This is a genomic window from Kribbella sp. NPDC020701 (genome assembly GCF_055562215.1).
In genome coordinates, this window is sequence record NZ_JBVHFT010000016.1 from 91242 (window position 1) to 107801 (window position 16560).

Annotated in this window: 15 protein-coding genes; 12 read left to right on the forward strand and 3 right to left on the reverse strand. The window is 68.7% G+C overall.

Features of this window, described 5'->3' with window-relative positions; all coding sequences use genetic code 11:
• Window positions 1-358: 358 nt before the first annotated feature.
• Window positions 359-1057 carry a lysine transporter LysE gene (locus tag ACZ3HV_RS32685; RefSeq protein WP_465689973.1) on the forward strand — a complete coding sequence of 233 codons (699 nt, stop codon included), beginning with the start codon at window positions 359-361 and terminating at the stop codon, window positions 1055-1057.
• Here the strand turns inward: ACZ3HV_RS32685 and ACZ3HV_RS32690 are convergent.
• Entirely contained in the window at window positions 1054-4632 is a 3579-nt protein-coding gene (locus tag ACZ3HV_RS32690; RefSeq protein ID WP_465689975.1) for a UvrD-helicase domain-containing protein, read from the reverse strand. The genes ACZ3HV_RS32685 and ACZ3HV_RS32690 overlap by 4 nt on opposite strands.
• Window positions 4625-7726, reverse strand: coding sequence for a PD-(D/E)XK nuclease family protein (locus tag ACZ3HV_RS32695; protein WP_465689977.1), 3102 nt, complete (start codon window positions 7724-7726; stop codon window positions 4625-4627). Before ACZ3HV_RS32695 ends, ACZ3HV_RS32690 begins: the two co-directional genes overlap by 8 nt.
• 122 nt (window positions 7727-7848) lie before the next feature.
• Between ACZ3HV_RS32695 and ACZ3HV_RS32700 the strand changes: the two genes are divergently transcribed.
• The 11 genes from ACZ3HV_RS32700 to ACZ3HV_RS32750 all read left to right on the forward strand — a co-directional run bounded on the left by ACZ3HV_RS32700 (window position 7849) and on the right by ACZ3HV_RS32750 (window position 15978).
• Window positions 7849-8046: a hypothetical protein gene (locus ACZ3HV_RS32700; RefSeq protein ID WP_360369791.1), complete on the forward strand. Its 198-nt coding sequence runs from the start codon at window positions 7849-7851 to the stop codon at window positions 8044-8046.
• A 7-nt stretch (window positions 8047-8053) separates the two neighbouring features.
• On the forward strand, window positions 8054-8449 hold the full coding sequence (locus ACZ3HV_RS32705) for a VOC family protein (RefSeq protein WP_465689979.1): 396 nt from the start codon (window positions 8054-8056) through the stop codon (window positions 8447-8449).
• Between the two features lie 104 nt (window positions 8450-8553).
• Window positions 8554-11304 carry an FtsK/SpoIIIE domain-containing protein gene (locus tag ACZ3HV_RS32710; protein WP_465689981.1) on the forward strand — a complete coding sequence of 917 codons (2751 nt, stop codon included), beginning with the start codon at window positions 8554-8556 and terminating at the stop codon, window positions 11302-11304.
• Complete coding sequence (locus ACZ3HV_RS32715) at window positions 11301-11978, forward strand: hypothetical protein (protein ID WP_465689983.1); 678 nt, start codon at window positions 11301-11303, stop codon at window positions 11976-11978. Before ACZ3HV_RS32710 ends, ACZ3HV_RS32715 begins: the two co-directional genes overlap by 4 nt.
• A gap of 18 nt (window positions 11979-11996) precedes the next feature.
• Window positions 11997-12257 carry a hypothetical protein gene (locus ACZ3HV_RS32720; RefSeq protein WP_328519649.1) on the forward strand — a complete coding sequence of 87 codons (261 nt, stop codon included), beginning with the start codon at window positions 11997-11999 and terminating at the stop codon, window positions 12255-12257.
• A gap of 10 nt (window positions 12258-12267) precedes the next feature.
• Window positions 12268-13551: a hypothetical protein gene (locus tag ACZ3HV_RS32725; protein WP_465689985.1), complete on the forward strand. Its 1284-nt coding sequence runs from the start codon at window positions 12268-12270 to the stop codon at window positions 13549-13551.
• On the forward strand, window positions 13551-14027 hold the full coding sequence (locus ACZ3HV_RS32730; RefSeq protein ID WP_465689987.1) for a hypothetical protein: 477 nt from the start codon (window positions 13551-13553) through the stop codon (window positions 14025-14027). Before ACZ3HV_RS32725 ends, ACZ3HV_RS32730 begins: the two co-directional genes overlap by 1 nt.
• A 270-nt stretch (window positions 14028-14297) precedes the next feature.
• Complete coding sequence (locus ACZ3HV_RS32735) at window positions 14298-14759, forward strand: hypothetical protein (protein WP_465689989.1); 462 nt, start codon at window positions 14298-14300, stop codon at window positions 14757-14759.
• Window positions 14759-14881, forward strand: coding sequence for a hypothetical protein (locus ACZ3HV_RS32740; RefSeq protein ID WP_465689991.1), 123 nt, complete (start codon window positions 14759-14761; stop codon window positions 14879-14881). Before ACZ3HV_RS32735 ends, ACZ3HV_RS32740 begins: the two co-directional genes overlap by 1 nt.
• Before the next feature lie 450 nt (window positions 14882-15331).
• The gene (locus ACZ3HV_RS32745; RefSeq protein WP_465689992.1) at window positions 15332-15586 is read left to right on the forward strand and encodes a hypothetical protein; all 255 of its coding nucleotides are present in this window, start codon (window positions 15332-15334) and stop codon (window positions 15584-15586) included.
• On the forward strand, window positions 15583-15978 hold the full coding sequence (locus ACZ3HV_RS32750; RefSeq protein WP_465689994.1) for a hypothetical protein: 396 nt from the start codon (window positions 15583-15585) through the stop codon (window positions 15976-15978). The genes ACZ3HV_RS32745 and ACZ3HV_RS32750 overlap by 4 nt, the downstream gene beginning before the upstream one ends.
• A 135-nt stretch (window positions 15979-16113) precedes the next feature.
• Here the strand turns inward: ACZ3HV_RS32750 and ACZ3HV_RS32755 are convergent, their stop codons facing one another.
• Complete coding sequence (locus tag ACZ3HV_RS32755; protein WP_465689996.1) at window positions 16114-16425, reverse strand: hypothetical protein; 312 nt, start codon at window positions 16423-16425, stop codon at window positions 16114-16116.
• Window positions 16426-16560: the final 135 nt, after the last annotated feature.

The window sequence follows — 16560 nt, forward strand, 5'->3', positions numbered from 1 at the left end:
TTCCCTCACTGTTTCCGCAGATCGTAGGCGACCCGCCGCTCATCCACACGGCAGGGTCACTTCCCGTTATCCACAACCTGTAACCATCCCCTCGCAAGGCCTCCGATCTCCATAGACTCTCAGTGACGAACCATCAACTGAGCGGAGGCAACCATGCCCAACCCGATGCCTGCCGCGCTCAGTCGCTGACCTGCTCGTCGCCGTGCCGTTGAACTGTGAGCTCACGGGCGAGGGGTTGTAATTGGGTTGTGGGGGTGGGGCGGGGTGCTGATCATGGGGGGATGATTACGACCATTGGAGTGTTGCTGTTGATGCCTGTTGCCGGTTGGGCGGCGCGGGTGCAGCAGCAGGGCGGTCGTTGGGGGAGGTTCTGCCGCGGTCGATCGTGATCGCGGCGGTGGTCGCCGGGGTGTTGGCTGGGTATGGGATTGCCATGCCGGTCGGGCCGGTGGGGACCTATCTGGTGGGGTTGACTGCTCGGAGTTCGTTGCGGGTGGGGGCCTGTGCGGCGCTGGGGGTTGCGTCGGCTGACGGGTTCTATGCGTTGGTGGCTGCCGTGGCGGGGTCTGCGTTGGCGCCCTTGTTGGTGCCGGTGGTGGGGCCGCTGCGGTGGGTTTCTGTGGTGGTGCTGGTTGGGTTGGCCGTGATGGGCGCGGTCAAGGCGGTACGTCGGTACCGGGCGCATCGGCTGGGTGGGATCAGCCAGAACGTGCCGGTGGGTGCGCGGATGGCGTACGTCGGGATGCTCGGGATGACGTTGCTCAGTCCGATGACCGTGATCTACTTCGCCGCACTCGTGCTCGGCGGATCCGGGACGGGGTCGGCTGGCGGGTCGGGGATCGCTGCCAGCGGACCCGGGGCGGCTGCCGATCCACAAGTGTTGGAGCGGGCCGTGTTTGTGGCCGCGGCGTTTGTGGCGTCGGCCAGTTGGCAACTGTTGCTTGCCGGTGGTGGCGCGTTGCTGGGGCGGGCGTTGACCGGGCGCCTCGGTCGGTTGCTGACGGCAATCGGTTCGAGCGTGGTGATCGTCGTACTGGCGGTGCGGTTGGTCGTCTAGAGACGGCGCTCGATCGCCTCGGTGGGGTTGAGGAACAACAGGACCGGCGGGCCGGTGTTGGGGAGGATGGCTGCGTACGCCTGCAACTGGGGTGCGTAGTAGGCGACTCGGCTCTCCAACGCCGCCGCGGGGATGGCGTCGGTCTTGTAGTCGACGATGGTGAGGCGGCCGTCGTCCTCGCGGTAGATGAGGTCGACGAAGCCTTCGAGGACGGTGCCGTCGGGTTGGGCGGTGCCGACGTACGACTCGCGCCAGTGTTCGCGGGCGGCGGCACGCTTCACCACATCGGAAGCGAGAGCTGAGCGGACGAGTGCCGTGACGACGTCGGCGTACTCGAGGACGCCTTCGGCGAGGCACTGGGTGGACACGGCGGCGTCCAGGCCCGCGCCGCTCTCCAAGTCGACGACCTGCAGTACGGCGTGGACCGCGCGGCCGATCGCGGTGCCGTAGCGGCCCTTGGACCAGGGTGGGAGTTCGAGGTCGCGGGGCGCCTTGGCGGTGCCGGGATCCACGTCGGCGAGGGCGACGTCCGGGCCGGTGCCTTCCAGGCCGGAGGCGCTCTGGGCGGAGCGCGCCCGGCTGGCGGCCTGGGCCGCAGTCGCGCGGGACTCCCAGTCGGTGCGGGAGATCGGCGGGGTGACGTCGGGTGTGATCCGCGGTTCGCGCTCCACCCGTGGTGGGCTGGTGAAAAGCGTGGCGTGCGGCGCCTCGACACCGCCGGCGGAGGCGAGGAGCTCGGCGTTGCTCGAGTGGCGGCGGTTGCCGGAGCGGTGCATCGAGACGATGAGGTGGTCGCGTGCGCGGGTGGCGGCGACGTACAGGAGGCGGCGGCGTTCGTAGTCGTCCATCTGCTCGTCGACCGGTTGGACGAGGTCGAAGTCCTCGGTCTGCACGGATGACTTGAGCTTCACGGCGTACCCGCCGTCCGGCGGCCAGAGCACCTGGACGCCGCGCTGCCGGTTCGGCGCCGCGGTCATGCCGGACAGGATGACGATCGGGAACTCCAGGCCCTTAGCGGCGTGGATGGTCATGACGCGGACGGCGTCGGCGTCGGTTTCGGGGAGGACGGCTTCGGCGACGCGGGAGGCTTCTTCGCCCTGGTGTGCGGCCCAGGCGAGGTACGAACGCAGCCCGCCGTGCTCCACCTCCGACCAGGCGCGGGCCTGGTCGACGACGAAGCGGATCCGGCGCCAGGCGTCGCGCGCGCGGGGGCCGATGGCGGCGACCTCGAGCATACGGCGGTCGGCGACGATCTTCGCGAGGACTTCGCTCGGGGTGAGCCAGCGGGCGGCATAGTAGGTACGGCGGAGCCACTCCATCGCTTCGCCGACCGGGTGCGTCAGGAGCTGGTCCGGGACCGGTGCGGTCAGGGTGAACGAGCCGCCGGAGCGCTTCCAGACGAACAGGTCGTCGTCGCCGCAGCCGAAGAGTGGTGAGCGCAGTGTCGTGACGAGGGCGAGTTGGTCGCTCGGGTCGCCGAGGGCGCGGGCGCAGGCGAGGAGGTCGCGGACCTCCGCGGTCTGGTAGACGAGCGAGCTGGCCTCGGCGCGGTACGGGATGTCGGCGCGGTCGAGGGCGTCTTCGAGGAAGGGCAGCGAGGTACGCGCGGGGACCAGTACGGCGACGTCGCCGGCTGCCGCGGGACGCCAGTAGCCGGCGTGGTCGTCGTACACCTGCCAGCCGTCGCGGAGGGCCTGCTCGACGACGGCGGCGACGTCGATGGCTTCGCGTTCGCGGAGGACGGAGGCTTGTGCGCGGGGGAGGTCGTTATGGGGTTCCGCGCCGAGGATGGTGACGGAGGGGCCGGTCAGAGATTCGTCGTACGCCGCTGAGGTGTCGTCGGCCGTGGGTATGGCGGCCGAGGCGGAGTCGCCGGCCCGCCGGAAGGGCAGGACCGTGGCGAGGTCGCCGAGCCGGTCGCCCGAGCCGGAGGTGGGCGAGCCGGAACCTGAGGGGTCGGCCGAGGAGCCTCGGTCGCCAAGCGTGGCGGCGGCGGAGTCGGATGCGATGTCGTCGAAGAGCGTGGGCTCGTCATCGGAGTCGCCGAAGAGGGAGAGTTGGTCGCCGCTGGCTGGGGTGGTGGGGTCGAGGCGAGACCGGCGCGAGGCAGCGCCTGCGCCTGGGCGGGATGCGGTCGCACCGCTGGCGGGACCGGTGCGGGCCGTGGCGCCGGACGGACCGGTGCGGTGGGGGGACAAGGACTGGTACGACGGTTGGGCGGCTTCCTGGGGTTGGATCAGAGTCTCGAAGACCGTGTTGATCCACCGCAGGATGGGCGGCACCGTCCGGAAGTTGGTCGTGAGCGCGACCGTTTCGCCGAGCAGGTCCTGGGCGGTCAGGTACGTCGCAATGTTGGCCCGCCGGAACCGGTAGATCGACTGCTTCGGGTCACCAACGACGAACAGCCGCCCCTCAGGAACCTCGACGTCACGCCAGTCCTCGGCCTCCGCCTCCGCGCCCCCTGCGATACGGACCGCAAGCTCGATCTGGATCGGATCCGTGTCCTGGAACTCGTCGAGTAGCAACCGCTCGAACCGCTCCTGCAGCGCCGACCGCACCGACGGATCCCGCCGGAGCAGATCCCGCGCCAGCACCAGCAGGTCGTGGAACTCGAGCCGCCCCTCCTCCCGGCGCAGCCGAGCCGACTCGAGCACCCGGCGAGCGATCCAGTGTGAAAGGTGCCGAAGGCAAGCATCCAGCAGCAGTTCGACCAGCGACCCGGCGACCTCGACCACCTCGGTGCAGTCACCGCGCACACGACCGATGTCCGGCCAGTTCTCCTTGCGCCCGATCCGCCCGACCTTGAGACCGCGGAACGTCTGCAAGATCGCGAGCTGCGTCTCCTGGTCGGATGCGGCGTCGAGCATCAGACCCAGCTCCCGGATCTGCACCACCTTCGGCAGCAACCGGTCCTCAGGATCCAGGCACGACTCGGCCGCGCCACCGATCTGCGCCGCGGCCGCGACCAGCCCGGTGAGATCCGGCATCGCCACCAGCTCCGGCGGATCCACGAGTACGCGCTCGGCGATCAGGTCCCAATCGTTGCCGAACAGCCGCGCCAGCGACCGCAGATGCTTCAGCTCGACCCCGACCGCCATCGCCAGCAGCAACGGCTCCGCGATCGAGTCGTCGTCCAGCAACTGCTGCTGCAACTCCGCCCAGCGTTCCTCGAAGGCGACCGACGACCCGACCTCGTCCAGTACGTCGATCAGCGGCGGCAGCCCAGCTTCGATCGGGTGTGCGAGCAGGATCTGCTGGGCGAACGCGTGCAACGTCCCGATCGACGCCGAGTCGAGGTCGTCCAGCGCCGCGTCCGCCAGCGCACCGGCCGGGCCTCGCCGGGCCCTCTCGAACTCGACGCGCAGCCGGTCACGCAACTCCGCGCCGGCCTTCTCGGTGAAGGTGACGGCCGCAATCGTGCGCAGGGGCACGCCGTCGCGCAGAACGAGTGTGGTCACGCGGTCGACGAGGGCGTGGGTCTTGCCGGAACCTGCGCCCGCCTCGACGAAGAGTGTGGAGTCGGTGTCCGACCGGATCCGCTCCCGCGCCGGACCGTCCAGCAACTGCTCACTCATGGCCGGCCTCCGAAGCGGGGGCAGTCGGATCGAGCGGATCCAAGGCGGTCGGGTCGATCAGGCGAACCAGGCGGTCGAGGACCGGGTCGTGACGTTTGCGATCCCACCGCGCCCGCACCTCACTGTGCCCGAGTCCGTCCGGGTTGCAGTACGGGCACTGGACCCACAAGAAGTCGGGGATCTCGGGCGCCTTCGGTGGGAAGTACCCGGCCGCGATCGACGACACGATCACGTCGAGCGTGTCGACGTACCGCTGCTCGACCTCGGTCGTCAGTGGCACCGGGATCCGCTTCCCGCCGCGCCGGACGAACCAGTACGACGCCTCGACCGGTGTCGACTCCTCTCCCAGCCGGGCCCGCGCCGCATACGCGTACACCGGCAACTGCAGCTTCGTCCCGCCCGCCACCGGATCGGACTCGATCGCCTCGTACCGCGAGAACCCGCCGGTCTTCACGTCCGTCACATAGATGGTCCCGTCCGCGCCGAGATCAACCTTGTCCGCCGACCCGCGCAGCAGCACCCGCCCGGACGGCACCGGAATCTCCACCGGCGGCTCACCGTCGAACCCGAACCGCAGCTCGCTCGCCACCACCGACGCGTCCCGGTCCGCCCGCCAGCGGTCGTCGTCGGTCAGCAGCACCATCAAGTCGCCAAGGATCCGCAGCCGCTCCCGCTGCCACAACCGCGGATGCCCGGTCAGCCCCTCCGCCTCGAACCGATCCGCGAGCTCCGCCCCGATCGCGAGCAACAGCGACCGCTGCTCCGCCGTCCACGGCTCGCCGCGCTCAGGGAGCGATCCCCTCAGCTGCGACACGAAGGCGTCGATGCTGTAGTGGATCAGATTCCCCACCTGCAAAGGCGAAATCACCAACAGGTCCTCAGGCGCCTCGAGCGGCTCCACCTGAAGCAGCCGCTCGACGAAGTAGGCATGCGGACACGTCGCATACGCCTCGAGCGACGTCGGCGACGCGATCCGGTCCTCCACCGCGTACTCCGGCAGCCCCGACACCCCGGACAGATCCCCGTCGAACCGCGTGAACGCGTTGCTCCCACGCCCGCGCAACAGCTCACGCGCCCGCACCAGCACCCCGTCGTTCACCCACAACCGCGCCGCCGCGGCCCGGACCTGCCACTCCTGCTCGGTCGCCGGCATGGTTGCCGTTGTCAACGATCTCGCGTAGGACGCCGACGTCCGCAGCAACTCGCCGTACCTGTCCCACTGTGTCGCGGGCAGCCCGTGATCGCCGGTCAGCTCGCGCAACGACCCCAGCAACCAACGCGTCGGCAGTCGCCGTGACGACCGCCTCAGATCGCCTCGCGGGAACGACGCAACGACGCGCGACCCGGCCGAGAACGCGACCAGCAGATGCCGCTGCTTCTCGTCGAGGCGATCCCGGAAGGACGCCAGCTCCGGCGCCGCCGCCTGGCGCACGCGATGGGGGAGCAGTGCGTCCTCGTGCACGCGCCCCGGATGCAGGTCCTCCGACAGGCCCACGACGTACACGATGTCCGCCGACAGCCCGATGCTCGCCGACAGCGGTGCCACCAGCACACCGGTGCCGAACGTCCCGACCCGGGGGAGCGACTGCTGCAGCTCGAGATCCAGTACGTCGCGCAGGACGGCGAGGCTGGCCGGCGTACCGAGCTCGTCCAACGTGGACAGGCCCTTCAACGAGCTCTCGACCGCGGCCGCGGCGTACTGCTCTTCCACCGGCAAGGACGAGTAGTCGCCCAGCAGAGCGTGGAAAAGCTGCAGCACCCCGTCCGCAAGCTCGGACCAGGTCTCCAGCAAGGCCAGGGCGCTCAACCGGCGACGGAGTTCCGAAGCGAACGCGTGCAGCCGCTCGGCCTTGGATGCGTTGTACTGCGCGCGCCGTACCGCGGCCGGCCGTGGGTCCTCGGCCGCTTCCTCCTGATCAGCAGTACGCTGCTCAGCCTCGGCGTACCGTGCGAGCCGGGTATCCCAGTCGTCGCCTCGAACCACACCGGCGACCCGGGACATCCGCTCCCACTGCGGCACGGGGATCCGCTCGCCGGTGAAGTCGCGCGTTGGCGCGTTCGCGAGCGCACGGAACACATCCGCGCGCGGCAGGTCCTGATCGACGAGCGCCAGCACTTCGAGCAGGGTCCGCGCGATCGCGCGCTCGTGCACGGGACGCGTGCCGGGTCCGTTCACCTCGATCCGGGCGGCGGCCAGGTGCTCGTGCAGGAGCCGCGCGTACGGCGAGGCGGCCGAATAGAGCACCGCGATCCGATGCGCCGGCGTGTGCTCGAGCGATTCGACGACGTCGCGGGCGACGCAGCGCACCTCGTCGTCGGCGTCGGACGCGTTCAGGATCTCGGTGGCGACCGGGTAGTTCTTCGAGATCGACGGTGGCAGGTCTATACCGATGCGTTCGAGGGACCTGCGGACGGCACGGTCGGCTCGTCGGACGTCGGTCAGACCGACGATCACTGTGAGATCAGCCGCGGCGCTGCCGAGCGCTTCGACGAACGCCGCCTCCGATTGGGTGAGCTCCTGGGGTAGGTAGAGGACAAGGGCGCCGAGCTCGCCGGCGATGCCAGGCTCGTCCGCGAGGCGCGCGGCCGCTGCCCGGAGAAGATCGGTCTCGTCGTACCAGTCGGCGGCGAGATCGGTGGTGACGTGGCGGTGCAGACGGACCAGGTCGGGACCGAGCGCGGAGGCATGGGCGACGTTGTCCAGCGCGGGGTCGCTGAGATCGCGAAGCTCGCGATGGGCTGACGCAAGCGCTTGGATGGTCGACGGATGCTCGGCGACCTCGTCGAAGATGCCCGGCGCCTTCGACAGCGCCGTACGCCAGGTCGCCGCGACGATCGGCCGGGTCGCGGGGCGGCGCGGCGACAGGACTCCGGCCGCGAGCTGCTCGGCGAGGCGCTCCAAGGTGGCGAGATAGAGGCCTGCGATGCCCGACCGGGCGAGATGGCGGCGGGCGATGACGCCGGCCAGGTTGTTGGGCAGCAGCAGGGTGACAGGGGTCATCGGATCGTCCGCCTTCAGCCGTGAGACCACGGCCTGCAGGCTTTCGAGCGCGGCGGCTCCGTACGCCGTGCTCTCGATCCGGGTGGTACTCACCGCAACCCCCGATCCGTTGACTGTCATCGCAGACGGTAAACCCTGCCACGGACAGAAAGATGACGGGGCGCGAAACGCCAAGATTTTCTGCAGGGGCCGCGTTCGGCTCTCACAATGAAGAAATGACCAGGGAGACGACGATCGCGCGGGTTCTGCTCGTGCTCGTCTTCGCGCCGGCCGGCGGCCTGTTCGGCAAGGCCGTCGCCGAGGCCGCGCAGAGCCGCGAATGGTGGCCGTGGCTGGTCGCGGCGCTGGTCTGGCTGGTGCTGTCGGGGCTGATCTCGGTGGCGGTGTCGAACCATTTCGACGAGCACAGATAATGCTCCGATGGTCGCTGCGGTGCATCACGTCGAGATCTGGGTCCCGGACCTGTCCCGGGCGCAGGAGAGCTGGGGCTGGATCCTCAATCGGCTGGGCTGGAAGGACGGTGACGGCTGGCCCGGCGGCATGACCTGGGCGGCGCCTGACGGCAGTTACGTCGTGGTCGAGCAGAGCCCGGCGATGTCGGCCGGCGAGCACGACCGGATGCGGCCCGGGATGAACCATCTCGCGTTGAACGCAGCCGGCCGGGCCGAGGTGGACGCCATCGTCGCGGAGGCCGCCCGGCACGGCTGGACGCTGATGTTCGCCGACCGGCACCCGTACGCCGGCGGCCCGCAGCATTACGCCGCCTTCCTCCACAACACCGACGGCTACGAACTCGAGATCGTCGCTCCTGATTAGCAGGTGAGACTACTGATGCCTGGAGTGACGCTTGGGACTACCCGTATGACATGGTTACTCCAGGCAATATGGAGTCGCGGGGCAAGTGTGGAAGGACGGTGCTCGTGACGGAGAAGCCTGACGGGGGAAGTACGCCCGGACCGGTTTCACCGGAGCTCCTGGAAGCGCGGATCCGCGGTCTGCAGCACGCGCTCGGCCAGTTGCTGGAGAATGCGCGCCGGCTGACGCACGGCGAGCACCAGCGGGCTGTGCAGTTGCATCGTCAACTGCAGGAGCAGACCGCGATCGCCCGGCGTGAGTCGCGTGCCCTCGTCGACTCCAAGACCGCGGAAGCGCTCTCGACGGCCGAGCCGAAGGCGCGTCTGCTGGCGGACCGGCTGGCGCCCGGCCTGGCGTCGATTCCGCCGAACGACGCGCGCTGGCGTTCGCGTCAACTGGTCGGCGCAGGCATCCCGTCGTACGTCCGGATCGGTGAGCTCGACCCCGGTACGCCGGTGGTCGCGCCGCTGCTGCGGACGAACGGCTGGAAGGTGACCGCGGACCGCAACCAGTCCGCGCGCAGACTTCTGCAGAGCATCGCCTTGCGGCTGGTCGCGGCCGCCGAACCCTTCCGGCTCAGGATCGACGCGTTCGACCCCCGGCTGACCGGCATGATGGGTCTGCTCGGTCACCTGACCACGAAGTACCCGCAATTGGTGCCCAGGGCAACGCATACCGCCGAGCAGTTGCACACCGTGCTGTCCGGACTCGTCGATGTGTCGTCGCTGCGGGCCAGCCGGCAGGCGCAGCTCGGGCACCAGCGGTTCGAGGATCTGATCCGGGAGACCGGCCAGGTCACCGATCCGTACCGGCTGGTCGTCCTGTTCGACTACCCGGCCGGCATCGACTCGCTCGCCCAGCGCGACCTGCTCCGGCTGGCCGCGACCGCCGGCGAGCGCGGCATCTGCTTCCTGGTTCACCACGACCCGTCGACGAGTTCCGAGATGGACGTCGAGACCAAGCAGTTGCTCGAGTTCCTCAATCCGGTGGTCATCGGCGGAGACAGGGTCGAGGTCACGCAACTGCCCGGCGTGGCCGCGAAGCTGGATCCGCCCTTCGACGCGAACGTTGCCGCCGGCATCTGTGACGTGGTGGCCGAGCTCGCGGAGGCCGCCGTACTCCCGACCATCGACTTCGAGCGCACCCTGCCGGACCGCTCGACCTGGTGGCAGCCGGTCAAGGACGAGATCGGCACAGTGATCGGGTACGACGACCGCACGCCGGCGCTGGTGCGGTTGCGCTCTGGGAACCCAGCGCTCCCGCATGTGCTCGTCGGGGGCGCGGTCGGTCAGGGCAAGTCGAACCTGCTGCTTGTGATGATCCACGGTCTTGCCGCGCGCTACGACCCTGTGGACCTGGCGATGTACCTGCTCGACTTCAAGCATGGTGTCGAGTTCTCCGCGCTCGGTCCGGCGGGGGAGCGGGAGCACTGGCTGCCACAGGTGCGCGTGCTCGGTGTGCACAGCGACCGGGCGTTCGGTCTCGCCGTACTGCGGCATCTGTCGGACGAGTTGGCGCGGCGCAGCGAGATCTTCAAGTCGCACGGCAACGTTGCCGATATCGCGGAGCTTGCCCCAGGCCCCGATCGGCCGCCGCGGATCCTGGTCGTCCTCGACGAGTTCCAGGTGCTGCTCGAGGACGACGACGAGCTCGCGGACGAGGCGGCGAAGTTGCTCGAGCGGTTGGTCCGGCTGGGACGCGCGTACGGCGTGCATGTCGTACTGGCGACGCAGACGATCGAAGGCGTCAAGCGGCTGGCGACCCGGCGCGACTCGATCTTCGGCCAGGTGCCGTACCGGATCGCGCTGAAGACGACGCCGGCCGACTCGCAAGCGATTCTGCGGAGCGGGAACACTGCCGCGGCTGAGCTGCAGTTCCGCGGCGAGGCCGTGCTCAACGCGAACTTCGGGTCTCCGGACGACAACCAGCATGTGCTGGTCAGCTTCGCGGACAAGGCCGTGCTGGACTCGCTGCGGCGTGAACTGTGGGAGCGCGCGGGTACGACGGCGCGCCCCCCGCGGATCTTCCATCTGGCCGAGCCGGCCCGGCTGACGGACACCGCGGTTGCGGTGAAACCGGAGCTGGGGCGGCCGTGGACCGGACTGCCGATCGCGGTGACGGAGGAGCCCGTGCAGGTCGAAGTACGGCCCGAGCCGGGAGCGGGCGTACTCGTGCTCGGTGACGGTCCGGCGGATGCGCTCGGCGTACTGAGTGGGCTCGCGTTGTCGACGGCGGCCGCGGCTGTGGATCCGCCGCAGTTCATCTTCATGGACGGCACCGACTCGTCACCGACTGTTGCCGAGGGCAAGGACGCGCTGGTGCAGGCGTTGCGGCAGCTCGGCTGCGAGGTCGAGACGGTCGACAAGCATGCGGACATCGCGCCACGGTTGTTCTCGCTGCGGGACGCCGTACGCAATGGGCACGTCGGCGAGACCTATCTGCTCGGGTTCGGGTTCCATGGGGTGCCGCGGATGCAGTTGCACGCGGAGGGGTTGTTCGAGAGTCCGGCGAACGCGCTGCAGGACATCGTGCGCGACGGGCCGGCGCAGGGGCTCATCACGTTCGGGTGGTGGAACCGGCTGCATGTGTGCACAGAGCAGCTCGGGTACGGGCGCGCGAACGTGGCGACACACCTGTTCCTCCGGCACCCACAGGACGGCGTACGCGCGGTGGCCGGGCCGCTGGTGCGGTGGGCTTCGGAACCACACCGGGGTCTGTTGTGGGACGGGCTCCACCCTGAGGCACAGGTCGTCGTACCGTTTGCCGCATTGCGGTCCGACGAGGTGGACCGCGCGGTGGAGTTGGTACGGCGATGAAGGTAGAAGAGAAGGCGTGGTCCGAGTACGCACGGGCGCTGCGGACGGTCGCGGGAGCACGTGCGGACGCGCAGCAGGCGCAGGACCGGCTGACCGCGCACAAGTCGAAGGCCGAGGCCACTGCGATGGCAGAGGCCGACGCCATGGCCGAGCGCGGGCGGCTGTTGGAGCTCCGGCTGAACGCACTGGCCGAGAAGGCCGCTGCGAGCCTGCAGCGGGCCGGACTGCCCGCTGACGGCAAGCGAGTGAACCATGCGCTGCCCGAGATCCGCGTACTGAACGAGATCGAGACGGTCGCGGTCCGGATCACCAAACAGCTGAGTGAGACCGTCGAGCAGCTCGAAGAGGTCCGTGCGGCCGCCCGGGCTGAGCAGGAGCGACGGAAGCGACGTACCATCAGCGCGGTCTTGATGCTGGTCGGGTTCGTGGTGGTGTGGGTGCTGACAGGGTCGTTCCTGGCCGGAGTCGAGGCCGCGGCCATCGCCGCCGTCACGATGCTGGCCGCGTCCCGGGCGCTCGGGCTGCCCAGGCTGCCCGGTGCGCGCTGGTGGGGCTGGGGTGGTGCGGTCGCGGTCGTCGTCGCCATGGCGGCCGGTCTGCCGTGGTGGCTCGCGATCCTGGTGCCGGTCATCGTGGCCGGTACGGCGATCGTGCTGCCGAAGAAGCGCAACTAGGTTTGGGAGTGAGTTCAGGTGTCCGACGTACAGCGGCTCAAGGAACAGCTGCACCAGGTCTCGATGGAGGCCAAGCAGGCAGCGGGCGGCCTGGCCGGTTTCAAGCTGCGCTTCACCCAGCACAGCCAGCTGGTGGAGAGCCTGATCGCCGGTACGGCGACCGGCGTCGACCGGGACATCACGGAGATCCTGGACGCGGCCGGCAAGGCGGTCGAGCAGGCCGCCGAGGCCCTGGAGATCGCGTCGGCCGGATGCAAGAGCTACGCCGACCAGATCTGATGGGTTTGTCGTGCCGTCGGAGCTGCAGCGGGTCGCCCGGGGGCTGGTGGACAGCCTCGACGAGGTGCCTTCCGTCGTTGCCCACCTGCGCCGTACGGCGGACCGCTGCCGGGAGAACGCCCAGGTCGCGCTGATCGCCTCCCATGGGCGCGCCACCGTCGCCGCCCAGCAACTCGACGCCGCCGCCCGCGCCTGCGAGGCCGCTGCCCACTACCTCACCCTGGCGCCACCGAAGGCCCGCGCCTGGGCTGAGGGGTTGGTTGGCATCGGCGGACCCACTACCAACCGCCCGTCCGCCGACTCGGCCGACCGCAACAAGTCCACCGGCGGCCTCGGCGACGTCGCCGAACGTGACTCGCAGGGCCGAACCAAACGCCTCACCGCCACCTTCGAAGACCTGGACCTTGCCGAGGACAACGAACCGCCTCTGATCACGGTCGCCCGCAAAGCCTTCGAAAAGTTCCGCAAGCGACACGAGAAGGACGACGAGGAACGCTTCGAAGATCCGCTCGAAGTGGAGATCACCGTCACCGAAACCGGCGACCTCGAGTTCGAAGAACGCGACGAGAAGGAAGAAGACAAGCGCGAAGAACGACTGTCCCGCGACTTCGAAATCGCCGTAGACCTCACCGAGCCGGTCAAAGCCCTCCTGGCCGCCATGGCCGAATCCGCCAACCAACAATGGCAACACGCCACCCTCACCATCACCCCCAACCACATAGAAGCCACCTTCGACTACCCGAAGAACGACCGGCCACAGCCGATCGTGGTCGACATCGACCTCCCAGATCTGCCAACCGCAGCCGACCTCGACTTCGACTTCGCGTTCGATGTCCGACCAATAGGCGTTGACTTCGCTCCTGGAGTCTTCGATCCGCGAGGATCGTTCGAGCCGAAGGAGCGGCTGATCGCCGACCGACTCGTAGCGGAAGGCTGGCGTCTCGATGCCAGACCTCCGGATCACACCGTCGACGGCCACAAGAACCCCGACGCGATGCTGCGAAGGTCTGGTTCCGACGAGGGCTCGATCATCGAGTTCAAGACGCTCACCAGCGGCGCGTCGAACACGGTGAAGCGCAGCATGCTGAAAGCCAGCGGCCAGGCGCTGAAGGCCGCGCGCGAGCTCACCATGGGACGCGAGGTGGTTGTCGACGGCCGACCGGTCGGACTGACGGAGGAAACCGCTCTGCGGTCCTTTCGCAGGGCCTGCGGTCAGCCGGGCTCCACCGTGGCTGCGGTGGTACATGTCATTCTCGGTGACGGACGTTTGGTCACCTTTACCAAGGAGCAGTGATGTCGACCGACGACAACATCTTTCTTGCGGCGGACCAGCCGCTCGGGGAGGTGGCCGGATGGCTGCGCGGCATCCTCGGGCTCGAGCGCATCGAGGATCCCGACCTGAAGGAGAACCAGCACTTCTTCCGCGGGCCTGCCCGGACCATCGAGGGGAAGGTTCTGCTCGTGGTCGGCCCGAACGTCTACGGCGAGGTCGATCCCGAGCCCGAGGACGTCTCGGCAATCGACCACTACGCGGGCGTCGTCGACGTGCGCCTCGCGGGCCTGAAGGACGAAGAGACACAGGAGAGGGAAGCCCGTGCCGTGTTCGACGAGCTGGCGGCGGCGCAGTCCGACGTTGCGTTGGTGCTGGGTCACGACATGGCCTGGATCGTGGCGGCGTACCTGCCCGGCGCCGGCGCGCATGCCTTCCCGCCCCGCACCTCCCTCGACGCCGACGACATCGACACCTGGCGCCCCTGGGTCGTGAGCTGAGTCCGACGTGTCTGTTGTCGAGTCTGTGTTCGCCGCAGTTTCCGAGACACCGGGACAGGTGGCTGGGTGGCTGGTGAGGGCCACTAGGTGCGAGGTCGTCCGGACCGAAAGCTCTGCGATTCGCCTGCGGATGCGCGCGGCTTCGGTCGATGCGTGGCTGGGCGTCGTGGTGCAGCCCCGATGCGGCTGACATCGAGATCTGGCGCAGCTGGATACAGGCCTGATGCCGAGCGATGACAAGCGACCGATAGCGACGAGGGCGTGGTCCTGATGGCTGATAGCGATGAGATCTTTTTGGCGCTGGACGAACCGCTCGAGGTGGCGGCAGAGCGGGTCGCCGCAGTGCTCGGACTTGAGTTCAACGGCGACCTGCGAGCCGAGACGGGCGAGTTGCAGTACAAGGTGCGTGCGCGGACGTTCGACGGTGTCATCGGTGTCTACCTCGGTCTGAACACGTTCCAGCCTGAGTCGGATGAGCTGCAGGCGATGGATGGATACGCGGTGGTCGTCGACGTCCAGTCCCGCAACCGGAAGGACGCCCAGGCGGAGGAAACCCGACTGGCCTTCGAATCCCTGGTCGACGCACTCGGCGACGTACCAGCGCTGCTGTCCCACAACGTCGAGATCCTCGTCGCGGCCCACCTCCCAGGCCGCGGAACCCACACCTTCGCCCCCGGCACCACCCTCGACGACCCAGACCTCGACACCTGGCGCCCGTGGGTCGTCGGCTGATGGCGTCGTACGTGCTTGCGCCGCTCGAGGAGCCTGAGTCGGTGGTGGATGCTGAGGCGGCGGCGGAGTTTGCGGAGTGGTTCGTACGAGCGGTTGTCCCGGACGGCGCGGTCTGCATCTGATCGAGCCGGGCTCCATGCGCACTGTCGAACTGACAGACAGCCTGTCCGCAGAACAGATCCGCCAGCGCATCAGCTGAGCGCACGGAACCCACCCCTTCACCCAATCGCCTGATGTCGTCGTAGCTGATTTGCCCTGACGCCTCTCGGGGGTGGGGACACCGTCTGGGGGCCTGAGACAGGAAATAACGTGTCTCGGCCCACCGGTTCCTGTCCCAGCCCACCAGTTCCACACAGCCCTGCGGGTCGGCTTTCGTGTGCTGCGATCGGTTGCCTCAGGGGAGTGACGCGGCGGGGCGAAAAGTTCTTTGGGGAATCGCGTCATGAACGGGTGGGAGGTTCGTCACTTCTTGTGAACCCATCCCCACAGGGAAGTGGAAGTGATTGACGTGAAGGGTTGTACTTCGAGGTCGCTGATGGGAACTGGCTCGACTGGGCGTCGGGTGCATTGAGATGACTGACAACGCTGATGGGGACCCTCACCCTGCTGCGGTCAGGGTTGTCGAACGCCGGCGCGTGCGGGTGTGGTTCGGGGACCACGTCGTCGCCGACTACCGGGCCGAGGCCGAGTTGGCCGAGCGCTACGCCGCTGCCATGTCGCGCCGGTTCGCCGGGTTGCGCGTGACCAGTGATCCGATCCCCGATGCCGACCCCGGCCCGGATCGCAAGCTGCCGGGCGAGCGGCTGTGGGAGGTAGCCCCGAAATGAGTATTCGTCGCTTCCGGCTGATCCGCCATCATGATGTCTCCGGTGTCAGCGGCACCGGACCTGTCGCCGAGGGCGTGCTGTTCACCGACGGGGCGGTCGCGCTCCGCTGGTACGGCGACTATCCGACCACGACCGTCTGGGACGGGATCGACTCCGTCGTCGCCATCCACGGTCACGGCGGGGCGACCGAGGTCGAGTGGATCGACTCGGACCCGGGTCCGGACCCCGACCTGCAACTGCCACCCCGCGAGACCCTTCCGCCCAGACCATGGCCGGATCTCCACTCCGCCCCCGAGCCACAGGATCCCGACCCCCTGCACAACGACCAGGAACTCGGTTCGTACGGCGCTGCCCCGCCGACCGCCTGGCCGTCGTACCGGGTCTTCCGATGAACCGGTACGGGTCCGGCGCCGCGGACCCGGACTGATCGGGGTGGGCCGGTGCCGACCTCCCTTGCGGCACCGGCCGCCATTCCCTGCCTCAGGCCCAGTCGTGATCGCGAGTCCGGCTGGGCCTGAGTCCTGCGGTCAGCTGTACTCGACGGTCTGGACCAGATCGAGGTTGTAGAACTTGGTGGGGCCGTCGCACAGTTCCATCATCTTCTCGGCGAACTCGGTGGTGTCGGCTCGCTTGGAGTTCTCCATCGCCTCCTCGTACGACGCGAACTCGATGATCGAGAAGTAGCGCCCCGACTCGTCGCGGTCGGCACAGGTGATCCCGCGGGTCGGCGCCGGGCCGTCGCCGGAGGCCTCGCGGGTCTTCTGGAACTCGTCCATGAGCGCCGTGATCTCGTCCGGCTTCTGCGTCCGGTACTCGATGATCTGAACGAAACCAGCCATTTCTCCCCCTTGCCCATGGCACCCACTTCGGGTGCCTCTTGCTGCCGACAGTGCGCCTGCGACGCCCGTACTGCAAGGGGTCGAGGCTTACGGTGACCTGACGCTGGCGACGGATCACGCGGTGTTGTTTCTGCC